At 72.2% G+C, this 20,556-nt stretch carries 19 protein-coding genes; 16 read left to right on the forward strand and 3 right to left on the reverse strand.

Annotated features, from left to right (window positions below; genetic code table 11):
- The first annotated feature begins 47 nt into the window (after positions 1 to 47).
- Both FIU88_RS03750 and FIU88_RS03755 read left to right on the forward strand, forming a co-directional pair.
- The gene (locus tag FIU88_RS03750; protein ID WP_152478241.1) at positions 48 to 317 is read left to right on the forward strand and encodes a SelT/SelW/SelH family protein; all 270 of its coding nucleotides are present in this window, start codon (positions 48 to 50) and stop codon (positions 315 to 317) included.
- Positions 318 to 353: 36 nt separating this feature from the next.
- Positions 354 to 1,244, forward strand: coding sequence for a DMT family transporter (locus FIU88_RS03755; protein ID WP_152478242.1), 891 nt, complete (start codon positions 354 to 356; stop codon positions 1,242 to 1,244).
- A 50-nt stretch (positions 1,245 to 1,294) separates the two neighbouring features.
- On the opposite strand, the gene FIU88_RS03760 is transcribed toward FIU88_RS03755, so the two are convergent.
- A complete protein-coding gene (locus FIU88_RS03760; protein ID WP_172977653.1) occupies positions 1,295 to 1,969 on the reverse strand; it encodes an arylesterase in 675 nt (224 codons plus the stop codon).
- A gap of 10 nt (positions 1,970 to 1,979) precedes the next feature.
- Between FIU88_RS03760 and FIU88_RS03765 the strand changes: the two genes are divergently transcribed.
- The 6 genes from FIU88_RS03765 to FIU88_RS03790 all read left to right on the forward strand — a co-directional run bounded on the left by FIU88_RS03765 (position 1,980) and on the right by FIU88_RS03790 (position 10,763).
- Positions 1,980 to 2,696, forward strand: a complete 717-nt coding sequence (locus FIU88_RS03765) for an ABC transporter ATP-binding protein (RefSeq protein ID WP_172977745.1) — start codon at positions 1,980 to 1,982, stop codon at positions 2,694 to 2,696.
- The gene (locus FIU88_RS03770) at positions 2,693 to 5,233 is read left to right on the forward strand and encodes an ABC transporter permease (protein WP_152478244.1); all 2,541 of its coding nucleotides are present in this window, start codon (positions 2,693 to 2,695) and stop codon (positions 5,231 to 5,233) included. The genes FIU88_RS03765 and FIU88_RS03770 overlap by 4 nt, the downstream gene beginning before the upstream one ends.
- Before the next feature lie 10 nt (positions 5,234 to 5,243).
- Complete coding sequence (locus FIU88_RS03775) at positions 5,244 to 6,668, forward strand: polyphosphate:AMP phosphotransferase (RefSeq protein WP_152478245.1); 1,425 nt, start codon at positions 5,244 to 5,246, stop codon at positions 6,666 to 6,668.
- Positions 6,669 to 6,703: 35 nt separating this feature from the next.
- Entirely contained in the window at positions 6,704 to 8,164 is a 1,461-nt protein-coding gene (locus FIU88_RS03780) for a hypothetical protein (protein WP_152478246.1), read from the forward strand.
- Between the two features lie 147 nt (positions 8,165 to 8,311).
- The gene (gene glyA, locus FIU88_RS03785) at positions 8,312 to 9,577 is read left to right on the forward strand and encodes a serine hydroxymethyltransferase (protein WP_016856611.1); all 1,266 of its coding nucleotides are present in this window, start codon (positions 8,312 to 8,314) and stop codon (positions 9,575 to 9,577) included.
- Positions 9,578 to 9,764: 187 nt separating this feature from the next.
- Positions 9,765 to 10,763, forward strand: a complete 999-nt coding sequence (locus tag FIU88_RS03790) for a flagellar motor protein MotB (protein WP_152478247.1) — start codon at positions 9,765 to 9,767, stop codon at positions 10,761 to 10,763.
- Positions 10,764 to 10,774: 11 nt separating this feature from the next.
- Here FIU88_RS03790 and FIU88_RS03795 read toward each other — a convergent pair whose 3' ends face one another.
- Entirely contained in the window at positions 10,775 to 11,329 is a 555-nt protein-coding gene (locus FIU88_RS03795; protein ID WP_152478248.1) for a FlgO family outer membrane protein, read from the reverse strand.
- Positions 11,330 to 11,615: 286 nt separating this feature from the next.
- Here FIU88_RS03795 and FIU88_RS03800 point away from each other — a divergent pair, with 286 nt between their 5' ends.
- From FIU88_RS03800 to FIU88_RS03810, 3 genes are read left to right on the forward strand one after another with little or no spacing between them, the layout of a single operon-like run.
- Positions 11,616 to 12,485 carry an MBL fold metallo-hydrolase gene (locus FIU88_RS03800; protein WP_152478249.1) on the forward strand — a complete coding sequence of 290 codons (870 nt, stop codon included), beginning with the start codon at positions 11,616 to 11,618 and terminating at the stop codon, positions 12,483 to 12,485.
- A gap of 39 nt (positions 12,486 to 12,524) precedes the next feature.
- Complete coding sequence (locus FIU88_RS03805; protein ID WP_152478250.1) at positions 12,525 to 13,820, forward strand: FAD/NAD(P)-binding oxidoreductase; 1,296 nt, start codon at positions 12,525 to 12,527, stop codon at positions 13,818 to 13,820.
- The gene (locus FIU88_RS03810) at positions 13,817 to 15,577 is read left to right on the forward strand and encodes a SulP family inorganic anion transporter (RefSeq protein WP_152478251.1); all 1,761 of its coding nucleotides are present in this window, start codon (positions 13,817 to 13,819) and stop codon (positions 15,575 to 15,577) included. The genes FIU88_RS03805 and FIU88_RS03810 overlap by 4 nt, the downstream gene beginning before the upstream one ends.
- A 37-nt stretch (positions 15,578 to 15,614) precedes the next feature.
- Here the strand turns inward: FIU88_RS03810 and dsbG are convergent, their stop codons facing one another.
- Positions 15,615 to 16,379: a thiol:disulfide interchange protein DsbG gene (dsbG, locus tag FIU88_RS03815; protein WP_152478252.1), complete on the reverse strand. Its 765-nt coding sequence runs from the start codon at positions 16,377 to 16,379 to the stop codon at positions 15,615 to 15,617.
- 132 nt (positions 16,380 to 16,511) lie between these two features.
- On the opposite strand from dsbG, the gene nrdR reads away from it, so the two are divergent.
- From nrdR to nusB, 5 genes are all read left to right on the forward strand, one after another.
- Complete coding sequence (gene nrdR / locus FIU88_RS03820; RefSeq protein ID WP_152478253.1) at positions 16,512 to 16,997, forward strand: transcriptional regulator NrdR; 486 nt, start codon at positions 16,512 to 16,514, stop codon at positions 16,995 to 16,997.
- Entirely contained in the window at positions 16,994 to 18,124 is a 1,131-nt protein-coding gene (gene ribD / locus FIU88_RS03825; RefSeq protein ID WP_152478254.1) for a bifunctional diaminohydroxyphosphoribosylaminopyrimidine deaminase/5-amino-6-(5-phosphoribosylamino)uracil reductase RibD, read from the forward strand. The genes nrdR and ribD overlap by 4 nt, the downstream gene beginning before the upstream one ends.
- 190 nt (positions 18,125 to 18,314) lie before the next feature.
- Complete coding sequence (gene ribBA, locus FIU88_RS03830) at positions 18,315 to 19,481, forward strand: bifunctional 3,4-dihydroxy-2-butanone-4-phosphate synthase/GTP cyclohydrolase II (RefSeq protein WP_152478255.1); 1,167 nt, start codon at positions 18,315 to 18,317, stop codon at positions 19,479 to 19,481.
- Between the two features lie 85 nt (positions 19,482 to 19,566).
- Positions 19,567 to 20,055, forward strand: a complete 489-nt coding sequence (gene ribE / locus FIU88_RS03835; protein WP_016856622.1) for a 6,7-dimethyl-8-ribityllumazine synthase — start codon at positions 19,567 to 19,569, stop codon at positions 20,053 to 20,055.
- Complete coding sequence (gene nusB / locus FIU88_RS03840; protein WP_152478256.1) at positions 20,055 to 20,555, forward strand: transcription antitermination factor NusB; 501 nt, start codon at positions 20,055 to 20,057, stop codon at positions 20,553 to 20,555. The genes ribE and nusB overlap by 1 nt, the downstream gene beginning before the upstream one ends.
- Position 20,556 lies beyond the last annotated feature (1 nt).

A 20,556-nucleotide genomic window follows, 5' to 3' on the forward strand; every position in this document is an offset into this window, starting at 1 on the left:
CCTCGCTGGTAGGATGAAGCGCTTATTGTTGCGACAGGAAGGGCATCGTGTCACGTATTCGCATTCACTACTGCACCCAGTGCCAATGGCTGCTGCGCAGCGCCTGGTACGCCCAGGAGCTGCTCTCCACCTTCGGCGAGGACCTCGAGGAGGTCAGCCTGGTGCCGTCCCACGGCGGCTACTTCGAGATCTTCTGCGACGACGAGAGCCTGTGGGAGCGCAAGCGCGACGGCGGCTTCCCCGACAGCAAGACGCTGAAGCAGCGCGTGCGCGACCGCCTCGATCCGACGCGGGAGCTGGGACACATCGATCGCTGAGCCGGCCGCCGGCTCGATACCTGGCAGGGAGAGCTTATGACAACGGATCGTCGCGCCATGCTCTACGGGCTGGGCGCCGTGGCGCTGTGGTCCACGGTGGCCACCGCCTTCAAGGTGGCGCTGGAGCGGATGACGCCGCTGGAGCTGATGTGGCTCGCGGCGCTGGTGTCCTGGGCGCTGATCGGCGCGCTGGTGGTGCGCCGGGGCCTGCTCGGCGAGGCGCTGAAGCGCGGCTGGCGCACCGCGGCCTGGGCGGGGCTGATGAATCCGGTGGCCTACTACCTGGTGCTGTTCGCCGCCTATGACCGCCTGCCGGGGCAGGAGGCGATGGCACTGAACTACACCTGGGCGCTGGCCATGGCGCTGCTGGCGGTGCCGATCCTCGGCCAGCGCCTGACCCTGATGGATGCGCTGTCCGGGCTGGTGGCCTACGCCGGGGTGTGGGTGATCGCCACCCGCGGCGCGGTGTTCGACGTGGCCTTCGCCGACCCGCTGGGCGTGGGCCTGGCGCTGGTCTCGACGCTGATCTGGGCGCTCTACTGGCTGCTCAACGTGCGCGACCGGCGCCCGCCGCTGGTGGCCCAGTGGCAGAACTTCAGCGTCGGGGTGCCGGTGCTGACCGGGCTGCTGCTGTTCGGGCCGGGGCTCCAGTGGCACGGCCTCGATGGGCTCGCCGCCGGGGTCTACGTGGGCCTGTTCGAGATGGGCATCGCCTTCGTGCTGTGGCAGCTGGCGGTGGGCACGGTGTCGCGCACCGCCAAGGTCTCCAACCTGATCTTCCTGTCGCCGCCGGTGTCGCTGATGCTGCTCTACCTGGTCGTCGGCGAGCCGATCCTGCCCTCGACCCTGGTCGGCCTGGTGCTGATCCTCGGCGGACTGGCCCTGCAGCAGTGGCAGAAGGCGCCGGCTGCGCCGTCAGGTGATTGACCGAACTTGCGCCGATGCGATGAGCGCCGGCGCCGGAACCGCTCATCGCTTCAATGATCGCGCGCCGCCAGCGCCACGCCTTCCTCTTCCAGCAGCGGCGCCAGCGCCGGCCAGACGTTGTCGAGCAGGGCGGGCTGGGCGTCCGCCGTGGGGTGAATGCCGTCGTCCTGCATCAGCGAGTCGTCCAGCGCCACGCCCTCCAGCAGGAAGGGGACCAGCGGCACGTCATAGCGCTCGGCGAGAGCGTCGTAGACCCCGGTGAAGGCGTCGCGATAGGCCGGCCCGTAGTTGGGCGGAATGTCGATGCCGAGCAGCAGCACCTCGGCGTCGGCGGCCCGGCTCTGCTCGATCATGCCGGCCAGGTTGGCGCGCATCTGCCGCGGCGGCAGGCCGCGCAGGCCGTCGTTGCCGCCCAGCTCCAGCACCACCAGGTCGGGGGTGTGCTCCTCGAGCAGTGCCGGCAGCCGGGTCGCGCCGCCGCCGCTGGTCTCGCCGCTGATGCTGGCGTTGATCACCCGGGCCTTTCCCTCCAGCCGCTGGGCCAGCAAACTGACCCAACCGGCCTCGCGCTCGATGCCGTAGGCGGCGCTCAGGCTGTCGCCCATCACCAGCACCCGCGGGCGCTCGGCGGCCGCCGCCGGGGCGGCCACCAGCACCAGCAGCGTCCAGAGCAGGCATGCCGTCAGGACGCCTCGGGCTCGACCAACAGGGATGCGCTTTCTCATGACCGACCTCATGTCCGACTCCTCGTCAGCAAACCTTCATCCTATGCTACGCGCCGCCCATCTGACCAAGCGGGTGGAGAGCGGCGAACGCTCGCTGACCATTCTGAGTGATCTTGCCCTCGAGGTGTTCCCCGGCGAGACGCTGGCCATCCTCGGCCAGAGCGGGGCGGGCAAGTCGACCCTGCTCGGCCTGCTGGCCGGGCTCGATGCGCCGAGCGGCGGCGAGCTCGAGCTGTTCGGCGAGCCCCTCGGCGAGCTCGACGAGGACGGCCGCGCCGGGCTCCGCGCCGGGCGGGTCGGCTTCGTGTTCCAGAACTTCCAGCTGCTGCCGACCCTGACCGCGCTGGAGAACGTGCTGCTGCCGCTGGAGCTGGCCCCGGACGGCGACGCCGAGGCCCGTGCCCGCGACTGGCTCGGCCGGGTGGGGCTCGGCGAGCGCCTCGACCACCTGCCCAAGCAGCTCTCCGGCGGCGAGCAGCAGCGCGTGGCCCTGGCCCGCGCCTTCGTCACCGGCGCCGAGCTGGTGTTCGCCGACGAGCCCACCGGCAACCTCGACCCCGCCACCGGCGAGCACATCATCGACAGCCTGTTCGCCCTCAATCGGGAGGCCGGCACCACCCTGGTGCTGGTCACCCATGATCTGGCCCTGGCGCGGCGCTGCGATCGCTGCCTCAGGCTCGCCGACGGGCGACTCGAGGCGATCGCGCGCGAGGAGGCCGAGGCATGATGCGCCACGCCATCGGCCTGTCGTGGAAGGGGCTCAGGCGCGACCTGCGCGCCGGCGACGTGCGTGCGCTGTTCCTGGCGCTGACCCTGGCGGTGGCCGCCGCCACCATGATCGGCTTCTTCCTCGACCGCCTGGAGCGCGGCCTGACCCGCCAGGCCGGCCAGCTGCTGGGCGGCGACGTGGTGCTCGAGCAGTCGCGACCCTTCGACCCCGAGCTGCGCCGCGCCTTCGAGGACGCCGGCCTCTCGCTCTCCGATCAGGTCGACATGGTGTCGATGGTCAGCGCCGGCGAGGCCTTCCAGCCGGTGGGCGTGAAGGCGGTGGACGACGCCTATCCCCACTACGGCGAGTCCGTGGTCGACCGCGGCGACGGCCCCGAGGCGCTGCCCCGCGGGCCCGAGCGCGGCGGCGCCTGGGTCGCCCCGCGCCTGGCGCAGCTGCTCGAGCTCGAGCTCGGCGACACCCTGCGCCTGGGCCAGGCCGAGCTTGCGGTGAGCGGGGTGATCGAGCGCGAGGCCGATCCCTCGGCCGGCTTCTCCAGCTTCAACCCGCGGCTGATGGTGCACGTCGACGATCTCGAGGCCACCGGGCTGATCCAGCCCGGCTCGCGCATCGAGTACGAGCTGCTGGCCGCCGGCCCGCCCGAGGCCGTGGAGGCGATCACGCCTCGGCTCGAGCGGCTGCGCGGCGAGGGCGTGGAGGTGCAGGACGTGCGTCGCGACCGGCCGCGCCTCGGCAGCGCGCTGTCCCGGGCCGACCGTTACCTGAGCCTGGCCGGGCTCGCCGCGGTGCTGCTGGCCGGCGTGGCGGTGGCCATGGCCACCCGGCGCTACGTGGAGCGCCATCTGGACACCGCGGCCCTGCTGCGCTGCTTCGGCGCCCGCCAGGCCGAGCTGGTGCGGCTGTTCGCCCTGCAGCTCTTGTGGCTGGCGCTGGCGGCCTCGGCGCTGGGCGCGCTGCTGGGGCTGGCCGGCCAGGCGCTGCTGCTGGCCCTGCTCGGCCGGCTGCTGGCGGTGGAGCTGCCGCCGCCGGGGCTGATGCCGCTGGCGCTCGGCGTGCTGACCGCGCTGGCGGTGCTGGCCGGCTTCGCCGGGCCGACCCTGTTGCGCCTGCGGCGGGTCAGCGCGCTCAAGGTGCTGCGCCGCGAGCTGGACCCGCTGCCGGCCTCCGCCTGGTGGGTGGTGGGCGCGGCGGCGCTGGTGTTCGGCGCGCTGCTGTGGCTCTACTCCGGCGATCCCGGCCTGGCGCTGGCGCTGCTGCTCGGCGGCGGCCTGGCGCTGGCGGTGCTGTGGGGCCTGGGCGGTCTGCTGCTCGGCGGCGTGCTGGCGCTGTGCTCGCGGCTGCCGGCGCGGGGCGGGGCCGGATACCTGCAGGCGCTGCGCCTGGGCGGGCGCCAGCTGGCGAGGCGCCGTGCCGCCAGCCTCGGCCAGCTGCTGGCGTTCTCGGTGGCGCTGTTCGCCATGGCGATGATCGCCCTGGTGCGCGGCGACCTGCTCGACGCCTGGCGCGAGCAGCTGCCCGAGAACACCCCCAACCAGTTCGCCATCAACATCCAGCCCGGCGAGCGCGACGCCTTCGCCGCGGCCCTGAACGAGGGCGCCGAGTCGCGCAGCGATCTCTATCCCATGGTGCGTGGCCGGCTCACGGCCATCGACGGCGCCCCGCCCCGCGAGGCGGTGCCGGCGGAGGCGCGCGGCGCCAACTCGCTGCGCCGCGAGCTCAACCTGACCTGGCGTGCCGACCCGCCGGAGGGCAACCGGCTGGTGGCGGGGGAGTGGTTCGACGCCGAGGCGGCGTCCGGCGGCGAGGACGCCTCGCCGGTGCCGATCTCGCTGGAGAGCGGGCTGGCCGGCCGGCTGGGGCTCGAGCTCGGCGACGTGCTGACCTTCACCGTCGGCAGCGCCACCATCGACGGCGAGATCACCAGCCTGCGCGACCTGGACTGGGACAGCTTCCGGCCCAACTTCTACGTGATCTTCCCGCCGGGCGTGCTCGAGCGCTTCGGCCACAGCTACATCACCGCCTTCCACCTGGCGCCCGAGGAGCGCGCGCTGCCGGGCCGGCTGGTGCGCGACTTCCCCGGCGTCACCCTGCTCGACGTGGAGGCGATCCTCGAGCGGGTCCGCGAGGTGCTGTCGCAGGTCACCCGGGCCGTGGAGCTGGTGCTGGTGCTGGTGCTGCTGGCCGGGGTCAGCGTGCTGCACGCCGCCCTGGCCGCCAGCCTGCCGGTGCGCGCCCACGAGGCCGGGCTGCTGCGGGTGTTCGGCGCCGGCGACCGGCTGCTGCGGCGGGTGCAGGGCGCCGAGTTCGCGCTGCTGGGGCTGGCCAGCGGCCTGCTGGCCGCGGCGCTGACCGAGCTGGCCGCGGCCGGGCTCTACGGCGGCTGGCTCGACCTGGCGCCGCGCTGGCATCCGGCGCTGTGGCTGGCGCTGCCGCTGGGCGGGGCGCTGCTGGTCGGCGCCATCGGCCAGTGGCTGTCGCGGGGCATCCGGCGACGGGCGCCCGCCGAGAGTCTGGGGCTGCTGGGCGAGGCATGAGGATGACGCAATGAAGGAATCGCTGCGCTATGCGCTGCTCGAGGCCCAGCTGGAGCTGGCCCGGCAGGCCTCGCGCTCGGTGGTGCTGGTGGTCACCGGCCACGCCGCCGCCGGCAAGACGGCGCTGATCAACGAGCTCAACCATCGGCTGGAGAACCGCCTGACCGAGGTGCACGCCCTGGCGCCGAGCAGCGAGGAGCGCGAGCGTCCCTACTGGTGGCGCTACTGGCGGCGCCTGCCGGCCCGCGGGCGGGTCGGCGTGTTCGTGCACGGCTGGTACGGCGATGCGCTGTTCGCCCGCACCGAGCAGCGCCTGGGCGAGGGCGCCTTCCGCGACCGGCTGGCCGAGATCCGCGCCTTCGAGGCCGAGCTGGCGGCCGAGAACGTGGCGATCGTCAAGCTGTGGCTGGACATCGACCGCGACGTCCAGGGCCGCCACCTGAGGGCGCTGTGGCACGACCCCGAGCGGGCCTGGCAGGTCAAGGATCATGACTGGCAGCGCCATCTCCAGTACGACGCCCTGGACCGGCTGGGCCATGCGATGCGCGAGGCCACCGAGGCCGATCACGCGCCCTGGCACCGCCTGGCCGGCGGCCCCGGCGAGACGCCGATCAAGGCCCTGGCCCACCGGCTGGTGGCGGCCATGGCCGGGCCGCTGCCGGAGGTCGAGCCGCCGGGCTTCCGGCCCACCAAGGGCATCGGGGCGCCGCCGCGGCTCTCGGACCTTGCCGCCGCGTCGCGGGAGGCCATCGACAAGGCCACCTACCGGGAGCGCCTCGCCGAGGCCCAGGCCCGGCTGGCCGGCAACGCCCGCGAGGTCCAGCGGCGGCGGATCCCCGTGGTGCTGGCCTTCGAGGGCCAGGACGCCGCCGGCAAGGGCGGCTGCATCCATCGCCTGACCTCGGCGCTCGACGCCCGCCAGTACCGCGTCCATCGCATCGCCGCGCCCAGCGACGAGGAGCGCGCCCATCCCTGGGCCTGGCGCTTCTGGCGCCGGCTGCCGCTGGACGGCAGGGTGGCGATCTTCGATCGCTCCTGGTACGGCCGGGTGCTGGTGGAGCGCGTCGAGGGTCTGGCCGAGCCGGCCGCCTGGCGCCGCGGCTATGACGAGATCCGCCGCTTCGAGCGTCAGCTGCTGGCCCACGGTGCGGTGCTCGGCAAGCTGTTCCTGGCGGTCGACAAGGACGAGCAGCTGCGCCGCTTCCGTTCGCGCGCCGAGACGCCCCACAAGCGCCACAAGCTCACCGAGGAGGACTGGCGCAATCGCGAGCGCTGGGACGACTACCGGCGGGCGATCGACGACATGTTTGTGCATACTCATGACGTCGACGGGGGCTGGGCCCTGATCGACGCCAATGACAAGCGCCGCGCCCGACTGGCGGTGCTGGACCACGTCAACCGCCTGCTCGAGGCGCGTCTCGCCGAACCGCGCTGACGCCCCCAGGCGCGATCACCAGGGAGGTGACCCCCATGCGCAAGCCCTTGCTACGTAACGCCTTGATGCGCAAGTCCCTGATACGTCAGGCCCCGTCGCGAGCCGCCGCGCTCGCCGCCGTGCTCGCCGCGCTGCCGTGCGGCCTGGCCCAGGCCGATGCCGAGCGCCTCGAGGCCGACCTGCAGGAGCGCTTCGCCGCCGCCGGCGAGTTCTCGGTGGGCGAGGTCTCCGACAGCCTGCTCGGCGGCGAGACCCGCGCCGAGGACCTGAGCCTCGTCGACGCCGACGGCTCGCGGCTGGACGTCGCCCGTTACGTGGTCGAGGGCGACTACGAGGCCCCCGAGGCGATCGTCATGGAGGGGCTGCGGCTCGAGCGCGGTGGCCGCGACGCGGGCGTGCTCACCGCCGACCGGCTGCGCCTCGACGGCCCCGGCGGGCCGCTGCCCTGGGCCGAGGGCCGGCTGGGCGATGCGGCCTTCGAGGCCGACGCATTGAGCGCCGAAGGGCTGCGCCTGGCGTTCGCGTCGGCGGCGATCACCTCCGCCGACGGCAAGAAGACCCTGAGCCCGCAGGCGCCGACGAGCGGCTGGCTGTCGGCGCAGCGGCTCGAGGCCGAGGGGCTCACGGCCACCGGCGTCGGCCGCCTGGAGATGAGCGGCATCGAGGGCCACGCCGAGGGGCTGGAGGATATCGGGGCGGGAGACCTCACCCTGGCCTCGCTGAGCCTCGAGGGCCTGAGCCACCCGCCGGGCGATCCCGAGGCGACGACGCTGGATCGCCTCGAGCTGAACGACCTGTCGATCGTCGCCGATCATCTGGTGGCCGATCTGGCGCGGCTGAACGTCGACGGCGACATGCACGACGGCGAGGGCAGCGCCCGGCTCGAGGCCCTCGAGCTGGACCTGGCGCGGATGATCGAGCTGGCCCCGGCCGAGGAGCGCACCCCGCTGCGCCTGGCCAGCAACGTGCTCACCGGCGGCAGCGGGCAGCTGCGCCTGGACGCCGAGTTCGACGGCGGCTGGGAGGCGCTGGGCCAGAAGAGCCTGCTCTCCGGCGACGGCACGATCACCGCCGCCGACGCCTTCCGCTGGACGTTCGACAGCGAGCTGCCGGTGCGCCTGCCCGACGGCGTGGAGCCGGCCGCCTATCTGGCCGAGATGACCGACCTGAGCGGGGTCACCCTGCTCGGCGGACGCATCGAGACTACCCTCGTCGAGCTGGGGCTGTTCGGGCGCATGCCGGCGGTGATGGCCGCCAGCCGCGGCGTCAGCGAGGCCGAGTTCCTCGAACAGGCGCGCACCCAGGCCAAGGGCTTCGGCACCATGCTCGGGCCCGAATTCGGCCGGCTGCTGGACGGCCTGGTGGACATGATGGAGGGCCGGGCCAGCGAGCTCGAGGTGGCGCTGACCCTGCCGCCGGAGAGCGACGCCGACGTGCTCGCCGCCGACCCGCTGGGCCTGCCGAGCAAGCTCTCGATGTCGGTGGAGACGCGCTGAGCCGCGCGGCGAGGGAGCCTTCAGAAATTCTGAAGCGCGCATGAGAAATCATGGGGCGCCGCATGACGGGGTTTCATGTGAAAGCCGCCATACCCTGGGGTATGATGGCGGCCTTCGATTTCCCCGTTGATGCGAGGTTTCCCGCCGATGTTCAGCCGTGACATGCAGATTGCCGGTTTCGATGATGCCCTGTTCGATGCGATGCAGAAGGAAAGCACGCGTCAGGAAGCGCACATCGAGCTGATCGCTTCCGAGAACTATGCCAGCCCCCGCGTCATGGAGGCCCAGGGCAGCCAGCTGACCAACAAGTATGCGGAAGGCTATCCCGGCAAGCGCTACTACGGCGGCTGCGAGTACGTCGACGTGGTCGAGCAGCTGGCCATCGATTACGCCAAGGAACTGTTCGGCGCCACCTACGCCAACGTCCAGCCGCACTCCGGCTCCCAGGCCAACGGCGCCGTCTTCCAGGCGCTGGTCACCCCGGGCGACACCGTGCTGGGCATGAGCCTGGACGCCGGCGGTCACCTGACCCACGGCGCCAAGCCGAACTTCTCCGGCAAGCACTACAACGCCGTGCAGTACGGCATCGACGAGAACGGCCGCATCGACTACGAGCAGGTCGCCGAGCTGGCGCGCGAGCACCAGCCGAAGATGATCATCGCCGGCTTCTCCGCCTACTCCCAGATCATCGACTGGGCCAAGTTCCGCGAGATCGCCGACGAGGTGGGCGCCTACCTGCTGGTCGACATGGCCCACATCGCCGGCCTGGTGGCCGCCGGGGTCTACCCGAGCCCGATGTCCCACGCCCACGTGGTCACCACCACCACCCACAAGACCCTGCGTGGCCCGCGTGGTGGCCTGATCCTGTCCGCCGAGGGCAACGCCGACATCGAGAAGAAGCTGCAGTCCGCGGTCTTCCCGGGCATCCAGGGCGGCCCGCTGGAGCACGTCATCGCCGCCAAGGCGATCTGCTTCAAGGAAGCCATGGCGCCCGAGTTCAAGACCTACCAGCAGCAGGTGCTGAAGAACGCCAAGGCCATGGCCGGCGTGTTCATCGAGCGCGGCTTCGACATCGTCTCCGGCGGCACCGAGGATCACCTGTTCCTGCTGTCCCTGGTCAAGCAGGGCGTGACCGGCAAGGACGCGGACGCCGCCCTGGGCCGCGCCCACATCACCGTCAACAAGAACGCCGTGCCGAACGACCCGCAGAGCCCGTTCGTGACCTCCGGCCTGCGCATCGGCACCCCGGCGGTGACCACCCGCGGCTTCGGCGAGTCCGAGTGCGGCGAGCTGGCCGGCTGGATCTGCGACATCCTCGACGTGCTGGCCAAGGGCGAGGACACCTCCGCCATCGAGGCCGAGGTCAAGGGCAAGGTCGAGGCCGTCTGCGGCCGTCTGCCGGTCTACCGCTGATCGGCGCCTGACCCAGGCCTGACGCGCAAGCGTGCGCCCCGCCCCGGTTCGTCCGGGGCGGGGCGCGCCGCTTTCTGGCTACCGTTTCACGGCAATAGGCGGCCGCGATCCCCGCCTGTTCGACGCTTCGGCGGGGCAGGGCAGGCGTTAGGCTTGGCGTTCCGCCACGTCATTGCCGAGTCGAGCCATGCAGCATCCCCGCGGCCTGTCCCGCCACGAGTCCCTCCTGCCGGATCATCACCACGACGAGAGCGGTCACGGCTGGATGGTCAGCTACATCGACGTGATGACCCTGCTGGTCGCGCTGTTCGTGCTGATGATCGCGCTGACGCATCGCTCCGACGACACCGCGCCGGACGCGGATGGCACGGTGATCGCCGAGGCGGCCTCGCCCGGCAGCCCGTCGCGTCGCCTCGGCGTGCCGCTGCCGGCGGAACTGGGCCAGGCGCTGGCGGAACCGGCGGCGCCAGCGAGGCGGATGGGCCCCGCGCCGTCGGCGGTCTCGGTGGCCCTGGGCGTGGCCGGCTTGCCGTCGCGGGTGGTCGCGTCGACACCGCCCGCGCTGCTGGCCCGTCCCCCGGTCGATGCCGTCGAGGCCGAGCCGGTGCCGACGCTGCCGATGCTGGCGTTGCCCGAGGGCCTCGACCGCGAGGCGCCGCTGGCCGACTACATGGTGATCCTCACCGACCGGCTGCCCGAGGGCGTGGCGCCGGCCCCGGAGGCCGCCGAGACCCTGACCCTCGCCGCCCGCGAGGTCGCCGAGGCGGTGGCCGCCGCGCCCTACCTGCCGGACCTCGATGGGGTGGAGGTGTCGCGGGTGCCTGAGGGCGTGCGACTGCGGGTCGAGGACCGGCTGCTGTTTCCCTCCGCCCAGGCCGAGCTCACCGACGAGGGGCGGGCGCTGGTCGCCGAGCGCCTGCGCGAGGTGGTGGCCCGCCAGCCCGGCGAGGTCGAGGTCCAGGGCCACACCGACAGCCGGCCGATCCAGACGCCGCGCTTTCCCTCCAACTGGTCGCTGTCCAGCGCCCGGGCCATCGCCATCGTCGAGGCGCTGATCGAGGACGGCGTCGATCCCTCGCGGCTGCGCGCGGTGGGGCTGGCCGACACCCGTCCGCTGGCCTCCGACGACACCGCCGAGGGCCGCGCCCGCAACCGGCGGGTCGAGGTGGTCATCCAGGCACGCTAGGGGCCGGGCCCCTACCAGCCGTCGAGCATGGCGCGCAGGTCGTTGGTCAGCGGCAGGCTGAGCTGGGTGGCGGCCAGGGCATTGCCGTCGCCGATGCGCACGATCCGCAGGGTCAGGTAGAGCCGCTCGTCGCCCACGGCATAGGTGCCCACCAGCAGCGAACGGGCGCCCTGGTCGATGCCGAGGCGCTGCGCCAGGCGCGACAGCATCAGCTCGCCGGTGTGCTCCTCGATGTAGAGCCGGCCGCGCAGGCGGACCTCGCGTACCCGCAGGCCGGACCGCGTGAGCTCGGCGGCAACGATCTCGCTGGCCAGTCGTCCCAGGGTCGAGGAGCGGTTCAGATCGTCGACGTCGACCACGGTGGTGGGAATCAGCGGGCCGTACTCGGCCAGGACCGGGGTGGCCTCGACCATGGTGTGGGTCGCCGTTTCCAGTACCTCGTCCAGCCGCTCCGGCGGCGTCGGCGGTGCCGACAGGGTGGCGCAGGCGCTGAGGGCGAGGGCCAGGCCGAGTGCGATGAGGGGACGAAACAGGGGGCGGAGCAGCGAGGTGACGGATGCGAGCATGTGGGGGCATTTCCTTGAGCGTGACCTGACGGGCCCGTGACGGGCCGGGGAGGCGTGGCCTCCTGTCCGCTATCGGCCGCACCGTCGATGACTTGAGCCAAGGCGAGGGGGCACGGCTCGGTTCGGCATCCGGCTATGGCGCAGTGCTATCTGTCGCTGCGCTATATATGAAAAATGAATATAACGTTAGAACAAAATATATTGTTATGCTGCGGCTATCGCCAACCGGCATCGGGACGCGCCGCGTCCGTCGCTCTTCACCCTCTGCTGCCAACGGAGGCACCCCATGTCCCAGCAGCCCATCGTCACGGCCTTCTTCGACGAGCCCACCAACACCTTCAGCTATGTGGTCCGCGACCCGGACTCCACGGCCTGCGCCATCCTCGATTCGGTGCTCGACTTCGACTACGCCGCCGGCCACACCGACGTGCGTTCGGCCGATGCCATCATCGACTTCATCGAGCGCGAGGGGCTGAGCGTCGAGTGGGTGCTCGAGACCCACGTCCACGCCGACCACCTCTCGGCGGCGCCCTATCTGCACCGGAAGCTCGGCGGCCGCACCGGCATCGGCGCGCGCATCGTCGAGGTGCAGGAGATCTTCGGCAAGGCCTTCAACGCCGGCACCGAGTTCGCCCGCGACGGCAGCCAGTTCGACCGCCTGTTCGAGGAGGGCGACACCTTCGCCATCGGCGGCCTCGAGAGCCGGGTGCTGCATACGCCGGGCCACACGCCGGCCTGCCTGACCTACGTGATCGGCGACGCGGCCTTCGTCGGCGATACCCTGTTCATGCCCGACTACGGCACCGCGCGCTGCGACTTCCCCGGCGGCGATGCCCGCACCCTGTATCGCTCGATCCAGAAGGTGCTGTCGCTGCCCGCCGAGACGCGGCTGTTCCTGTGCCACGACTACAAGGCGCCGGATCGCGAGGCGTTCCAGCACGAGACCAGCGTGGCCGAGCAGCGTGCGCACAATATCCACGTCCACGAGGGCGTCGGCGAGGACGACTTCGTGACCATGCGCACCGAGCGCGACGCCACCCTGGGCATGCCGCGGCTGATCATCCCCTCGGTGCAGGTCAACATGCGCGCCGGCGAGATGCCGCCGGCCGAGGACAACGGCCAGGTCTACTTCAAGGTGCCGCTCAACCGTTTCTGAGCCGCCGCCCGCCCCCGATCACGCCACCCGGAGCCCGCCATGCCTCACCCAACCCCGGAATCCCCGTCACGCCGCCACGATGTCGTCATCATCGGCGGCGGCGCGGCGGGCATCGCCGTCACCGCCAGCCTCTTGAAGCGTCGCGGTGACCTGGATATCGCCATCGTCGAACCCGCCGAGAGGCACAGCTACCAGCCCGGCTGGACGCTGGTCGGCGGCGGCGTCTTCTCCGCCGATATCACCCGCCGCCCGATGGACGACGTCATCCCGAGCAGGGCGACCCGCTACGCCACCCGGGGCGAGCGCGTCGACCCCGAAGCCGCCGAGGTCGCCCTGGCCGACGGCCGGCGGCTCGGCTATGCCCGGCTGGTGGTGGCGCCGGGGCTGGTGCTCGACTGGGGCGCCATCGAGGGCCTGGAGGAGACGCTCGGCGAGAACGGCGTGACCTCCAACTACCGCTTCGACCTGGCGCCCTACACCTGGTCGCTGGTGCAGTCGCTCGAACGTGGCCGGGCGCTGTTCACCCAGCCGCCGATGCCGATCAAGTGCGCCGGCGCGCCGCAGAAGGCGATGTATCTCGCCTGCGATCACTGGCGGCGCCAGGGGCGGCTGGACGACATCGAGGTGCGCTTCTGCAACGCCGGCGGCGTGCTGTTCGGTGTGCCCGACTACGTGCCGGCGCTTGAGCGCTACATCGCCGGCTACGGCATCGAGGCGGCCTGCGGCGAACGCCTGGTGGCGGTGGACGGCCCCTCGCGTACGGCGCGCTTCGCGGTCGGCGGCGAAGACGGCGAGCATGAGGAGGAGCGCGGCTTCGACATGCTGCACGCGGTGCCGCCGCAGAAGGCGCCGGGCTTCGTCGCCGAGTCCGGGCTCGCCAACGGCGGCGGCTGGCTGGACCTGGACGCCGAGACGCTCCAGCACGTGCGCTACCCGGCGGTGTTCGGCCTCGGTGACGTCAGCGGCACGCCCAACGCCAAGACCGCCGCGGCGGTGCGCAAGCAGGCCCCGGTGGTGGCCGAGAACCTGCTCGCCTCGCTCGACGAGACCCCGCTTACGGCGGCCTACACCGGCTACGGCTCCTGCCCGCTGACCGTGGAGCGCGGGCGCATCGTGCTGGCCGAGTTCGGCTACGGCGGCACGCTGCAGCCGACCTTCCCGCGCTGGGTCAACGACGGCACCCAGGCCACTCGCCGCGCCTGGTGGCTCAAGGCCAAACAGCTGCCCTGGCTGTACTGGAACCTGATGCTCAAGGGCCACGAATGGCTGGCGGCGCCGGCCCGGCGGGAGCCGAGGATGGAATCCGGCGACGCCCGGGGCGCCAGCGGCCGATGATCCCGTCACGCTGGATTCCGCTGCTCGGCTGGCTGCACGGCTACCGGCGCGACACCCTGGTCCGGGACCTGCTGGCGGCGGTGATCGTCACCCTGATGCTGGTGCCCCAGGCCCTGGCCTATGCGCTGCTGGCCGGCCTGCCGCCGGAGGTGGGGCTCTATGCCAGCATGCTGCCGCTGGTGCTCTACGCGATCTTCGGCACCAGCGCCACCCTGGCGGTGGGGCCGGTGGCGGTGGCCTCGCTGATGACCGCCTCGGCGCTGTCCGCCATCGCCACGCCGGGCAGCGCCGAGTACGTGGGCGCCGCCCTGGTGCTGGCGGCGCTCTCCGGGGCGATGCTGGTGGCCATGGGACTGCTGCGGCTGGGCTTTCTCGCCAACTTCCTGAGCCATCCGGTGATCTCGGGCTTCGTCACCGCCTCGGGGATCCTGATCGCCGCCAGCCAGCTGCGCCACATCCTGGGCGTGGAAGCGTCCGGCCATAACCTCGTGGCGCTGGGTTCGGCGCTGGTCGCCGCGCTGGGCGAGGTCAATCCGGCCACCCTGGCGATCGGCATCGGCGTCTGGGGCTTTCTGGTGCTGTGCCGGCGCTATCTCAAGGGCGGGCTCGCGCGCCTGGGGGTGTCGACCACCGCGGCGGAACTGGCGGCCAAGGCCGCGCCGGTCTCGGCGGTGATCGTCACCACCCTGCTGGCCTGGGCGCTGGGGCTCGGCGAGCGCGGCGTGGCGCTGGTCGGCGAGGTGCCGGGCGGGCTGCCGCCGCTGGCGCTGCCGACCCTCGAGCAGGGGCTATGGTCGAACCTGGCCCCCGCGGCGCTGCTGATCAGCCTGGTGGGCTTCGTGGAGTCGGTGTCGGTGGCGCAGACCCTGGCCGCCAAGCGCCGCCAGCGCATCGACCCGAACCGCGAGCTGATCGCCCTGGGGCTCGCCAACCTCGGCGCCGGGACCAGCGGCGGTGCGCCGGTGTCCGGCGGCTTCTCGCGCTCGGTGGTCAACTTCGAGGCCGGGGCCGCCACGCCGCTGGCCGGCGCCTTCACGGCGCTGGGCATCGCCGTGGCGACCCTGACGCTGACCGCGCCGCTGGCCTTCCTGCCCAAGGCGACGCTCGCCGCCACCATCATCGTCGCCGTGGGCACCCTGATCGATCTGCCCGCCATCCGCCGCACCTGGGCCTACTCCCGGGCCGACGGCGTGGCCATGCTGGCGACCCTGACGCTGACCCTGGTGCACGGCGTGGAGAGCGGCATCCTGGCCGGCGTGGCGCTGTCGCTGGGGCTGCATCTGTACCGCACCAGCCGCCCGCACAGCGCCGTGGTGGGGCGGGTGCCCGGCAGCGAGCACTTCCGCAACGTGCAGCGCTACGACGAGGTGGAGACCGACGAGCGCCTGGCCATCCTGCGCGTCGACGAGAGCCTCTACTTCGCCAACGCCCGCTATCTGGAGGACACGGTGATGGCGCTGGCGGCCCGCCAGCCGGGCCTCGAGCACATGGTGCTGGCCTGCCAGGCGGTCAATGGCATCGACGCCTCGGCGCTGGAGAGCCTGGAGGCGATCAACCGGCGGCTGAAGGACGCCGGGGTGGCGCTGCACCTGGCCGAGGTCAAGGGGCCGGTGATGGATCGCCTGGCGGCCACCGACTTCTGCCACGAGCTCGGCGGCCGGGTGTTCCTGAGCACCTTCGACGCCTGGCAGGCGCTGCATGAAGGCGCGGCCGCGGCGAACGCGGCGCCCGGCCGGATGACGGAAAGGGAGACATGACGGCAAGCCTTCACGGCGTGATCGGGGGCCGTCGCGATCAGGGGCGCGGACCGAGGATCTCGGCCAGCGTGTCCTCCTGCGGCATGCCCTGGGCGGTCTCCAGCCGGCCGCCGCCCTGCGGGCCGTCCTGTCGATAGACGATGCCCGGGGTGGCGACCAGGCCGAGGTCGTCCATCAGGTTGTGGTTCTCCTGCAGCGCCAGCTCCAGCCGGCGGGGCAGGGCGTCGCGGATCGCGACCGTATCGCCGCGCTGGTGGTCGGCCAGCGCCGCGGCGGGGTCGTCGGCGGCCAGCAGCGAGACCGCCTTGCGCGGGCTGTCGGCGGCGAGGATGCCGACCATCACGTGGCGCAGCTGGACCCTGCCGGCCTCCACCCAGGGGCGAGCGGCCTGCCAGAACTGGCGGCAGTAGGGGCAGTTGGGATCGGTGAACACATAGACGATGCGTTCGGCGTCGTCGCGGCCGTCGGCGATCCAGGCGCTCCGCTCGAGCTCGCCCCAGGTCTCGGCGTCCTGTGGCGCGCGCACCAGGCGGTCCAGCGGCGCCCGGGAGAGGTTCTCGCCCTCGGCGTCCACCAGGTTGCCGATCACCGCGTGCTCGCCGCCCTCGGTGACGAACACCGTCATCGGCTGGCCGCCGGCGCTGGCGGCGTAGCCGGTCAGCCCGTCGGGCGCCTCGAAGCGGCCGTGTATCGTGAGGCCCTCGGCCTCGAGGGCCTGGAGCGGGGCGGGGAGCTCGTCGGCGGACGCGACGAGGGGCAGCAGCAGGGCGACCGGCAGCAGGCGGCGGGGCAGGGCGCGCATGGCGTTCCTCCGTGTATGGGTGGCCCTCTGCTGACAGCGAGACGGCCCCGGGGTTCGCTGGGCGTCGCGGGGCCAAAACCGTTACAATGTGGCGACATCCTTCATCGTCCCCGACCTCCCGGAACCCTGCTTATGCACTGTCCCTTCTGCGGCGCCTCCGATACCCGCGTGACCGATTCCCGACTGGTCGTCGACGGCGATCAGGTGCGGCGGCGGCGCCAGTGCGCGGCCTGCGGCGAGCGCTTCACCACCTACGAGACCGCCGAGCTGGTGATGCCGCGGGTGATCAAGGGGGACGGGTCCCGGGAGCTGTTCGACGAGGTCAAGCTGCGCGCCGGGATGCTGCGCGCCCTGGAGAAGCGCCCGGTGAGCGCCGAGTCGATCGAGGCCGCGGTGGAGCGCATCCGCCAGACCCTGCGCGCCCGCGGCGAGCGCGAGATCCACGCCCGGGACGTCGGCGAGGAGGTCATGCACGCCCTGAAGCGCCTCGACCAGGTGGCCTACATCCGCTTCGCCTCGGTCTATCGCCGCTTCCAGGACATCGACGAGTTCCGCGCCGAGATCGATCGCCTGGCCCAGGAGCCGAGCTTCCAGCCCGACGGGTCCGGTGAATCATGAGCGCCGTGGCCCGTTCCCCCGAGAGCTGGATGGCCCGTGCCCTGGTGCTCGCCCGGCGCGGCCTCTATACCACCGATCCCAATCCGCGGGTGGGCTGCGTGCTGGTGAAGGACGGCCGTCGGGTCGGCGAGGGCTGGCACCAGCGCGCCGGCGAGCCCCACGCCGAGGTTCACGCCCTGCATGACGCCGGCGAGGCCGCCCGCGGCGCCACCGCCTACGTCACCCTGGAACCGTGCTCCCACCATGGCCGCACCGGGCCCTGCGCCGAGGCGCTGGTCCAGGCCGGCGTGGCGAAGGTGGTGATGGCCATGCGCGATCCCAATCCGCTGGTGGCCGGCAACGGCATCTCCATGCTGGAGGCGGCCGGCATCGAGGTCGAGGTCGGCCTGCTCGAGGCTCAGGCGCGGGCGCTCAACCCCGGCTTCGTCTCGCGGATGTCGCGGGGCCGTCCCTTCGTGCGGCTGAAGATGGCGATGAGTCTCGACGGCCGCACCGCCATGCGCTCCGGCGAGTCCCAGTGGATCACCGGGCCCCGGGCGCGCTGTCAGGTGCAACGGCTGCGGGCCCGCTCCAGCGCGGTGATCACCGGCGTCGAGTCGGTGATCTTCGACAACTCCCGGCTGACCCTGCGCGCCGAACAGCTCGAGCTGCCCGACGCCGAGGCGATCGCCGCCCGCCAGCCGCTGCGCGTGGTGGTCGATTCCCGCCTGCGCCTGCCCGAGGCGGCGGCCTGCCTGCGCGAGCCGGGCCGCACCCTGGTGGCCACCGTCGAGGACCACGACGCCGAGCGGCGGGGCCGGCTCGAGGCCGCCGGTGCCGAGGTGCTGGCGCTGCCGGCGGGGGAGGACGGGCGCGTCGATCTGGCGGCCCTGCTGGGGCATCTCGCCGAGCGCGAGGCGGTCAACGAGGCGCTGCTCGAGACCGGCGCGACCCTGGCCGGCGCCATGCTCGACGCCGGACTGGTCGACGAGATGCAGCTGTTCGTCGCCCCGACCCTGCTCGGCGGCGAGGCGCGCCCGCTGTTCGCGCTGCCGGGGCTCGAGACCATGGCCGAACAGAAGCCGCTGGAGATCCTCGACATCCGCGCCGTGGGCCGCGACTGGCGCATCACCGCGCGCCCCGCCTGAGCCCGGCGCCGCCCGCGACGTGCCGTTCCGAGTACGCCGCCCGACCGCCCGATGGGCGTCGTCGGGCGAGCCACTACTAGCGCCGGCGGTCACGCCACGGTACCCTGACGCGGTTTCGAGCGGACGACGCCCGACGGCGACTTCGGTGTCGTCGCATCGCGACGACCGCAGCAGAGTCAATGGAGATTCCATGGAGCACTCCTCCTCCGGGGGCCTGGCCCCCATCGCCGAACTGATCGAGGACATCCGCCAGGGGCGGATGGTGATCCTGATGGACGATGAGGATCGCGAGAACGAGGGCGATATCATCATGGCCGCCGAGAAGGTGGAGGCCGAGCACATCAACTTCATGGCGCGCCATGCCCGCGGGCTGATCTGCCTGCCGATGACCCGCGAGCGCTGCGAGCGCCTGCAGCTGCCGCTGATGGTGCGCGACAACGGCTCCGGCTTCGGCACCAAGTTCACGCTCTCCATCGAGGCCGCCGAGGGCGTCAGCACCGGAATCTCCGCCGCCGACCGCGCGCGCACCGTCCAGGCGGCGGTGGCCCGCGACGCCGAGCCGAACGACATCGTCCAGCCCGGCCACATCTTCCCGCTGATGGCCGAGCCCGGCGGCGTGCTGCGTCGCGCCGGCCACACCGAGGCCGCCTGCGACCTGTCGGCCCTGGCCGGGCTGGATCCCAGCGGCGTGATCTGCGAGGTGATGAGCGAGGACGGCAGCATGGCGCGCCGCCCCGAGCTCGAGACCTTCGCCCGCGAGCACGGGCTGAAGATGGGCACCATCGCCGACCTGATCCACTACCGCATCCACAACGAGCAGACCGTCGAGTCGCTGGAGTCGATGCCGGTACAGACCCCCCACGGCGAGCTGACGCTGCACGTGTTCCGCGATCGCATCCAGGGCGCCCATCACCTGGCGCTGGTCAAGGGGCGCCCGGCGCCCGAGTCGCTGACCACGGTGCGCGTGCACCTGTCCAACGTGATGCGCGACCTGCTGCTGCTGCAGAAGGGCGAGCACGACAGCTGGACCGCCCACGAGGCGATCGCCGAGGTCGCCCGCGCCGAGCACGGCGTCTTCGTGCTGCTCGACGACGGCCGCCCGCAGCAGGATCTTCACGACCTGCTCGAGGTCTTCCTGGAGCGTCGCCGGGCGCCGCGCACCACCGACTCCGACGGTGCCGGCAACTACCTTACCATCGGCACCGGGTCGCAGATCCTGCGTGAGCTGGGCGTGGGCCGCATGCGCCTGCTCAGCTCGCCGTGGAAGTTCTCGGCGCTCTCCGGCTTCGACCTGGAAGTGATCGAGCGCCTCGAGCCCGGCCAGGCGCCGACCGCCGAGGGTGACGACGGCGCCTGACGCCCTCATCCGACATCTCGCCGGGGCGCCGTTCGTCGCGCGCCCCGGCGATTCCGTTTTCATCGGGTTCAGCAGGAAAGAGACCATGCAACCGATTTCCCAAGTCGAAGGCAGCTTCGTCAACGTCGATGGCCGCTACGTGATCGTGGTGGGCCGCTTCAATCATCATGTGGTGGACAGCCTGGTCGAGGGTGCCGTCGACAGCCTGACGCGCCACGGCGTCGACGAAGAGAACATCGACATCGTCCACACCCCGGGCGCCTGGGAGCTGCCGCTGGCCATCAAGCGCGTGCTCCAGGTGGTCCGCCCCGAGGCGGTGATCGCCCTGGGCGCGGTGATCCGCGGCGGCACGCCGCACTTCGAGCACGTGGCCGGCGAGTGCAACTCGGCCATGAACCGCCTGCAGCTGGAGTTCGACACTCCGGTGGCCAACGGCGTGCTGACCGTCAACTCCATCGAGCAGGCCATCGAGCGTGCCGGCACCAAGGCCGGCAACAAGGGCACCGAGGCGGCCATGGCGGCCATGGAGATGGTCTCGCTGCTGCGCCGCTTCGGTGAAGGGGAGAACGCCTGATGAGCGAACAGCGTCGCGAGCCGTCCAAGGCACAGCTGGCCCGTCATGCGGCCCGTGAACTGGCCGTTCAGGGGCTCTACCAGTGGCAGCTGACCGAGAAGCCGATCGCCGCCGTCGAGGCCGAGTTCCGCAGCCAGATCGCCGACGAGGATCTGGAGGATCACGAGAACTGGCTCAAGGTGATGGGCATCGCCGACCTGGCGCTGTTCCACCAGCTGCTGCACGAGGTGGCGCGTAACCGCCGCGAGCTCGACGCCACCATCGCGCCGCTGCTCGACCGTCGCCTCGAGGACCTCGACCTGATCGAACTGGCGATCCTGCGCCTGGGCGCCTACGAGCTCGCCAAGCGTCCCGAGGTGCCGTACCGCGCGGTGATCAACGAGGGCGTCGAGCTGGCCAAGTCCTTCGGCGCCACCGAGGGGCACAAGTACGTCAACGGCATCCTCGACAAGCTCGCCGCCAAGCTGCGCGGCGCCGAGGTCTCCGCGCGTCGTCGCTGAA

This window comes from Halomonas sp. THAF12 (assembly GCF_009363675.1).
In the GTDB taxonomy this organism is placed as follows: domain Bacteria; phylum Pseudomonadota; class Gammaproteobacteria; order Pseudomonadales; family Halomonadaceae; genus Halomonas; species Halomonas smyrnensis.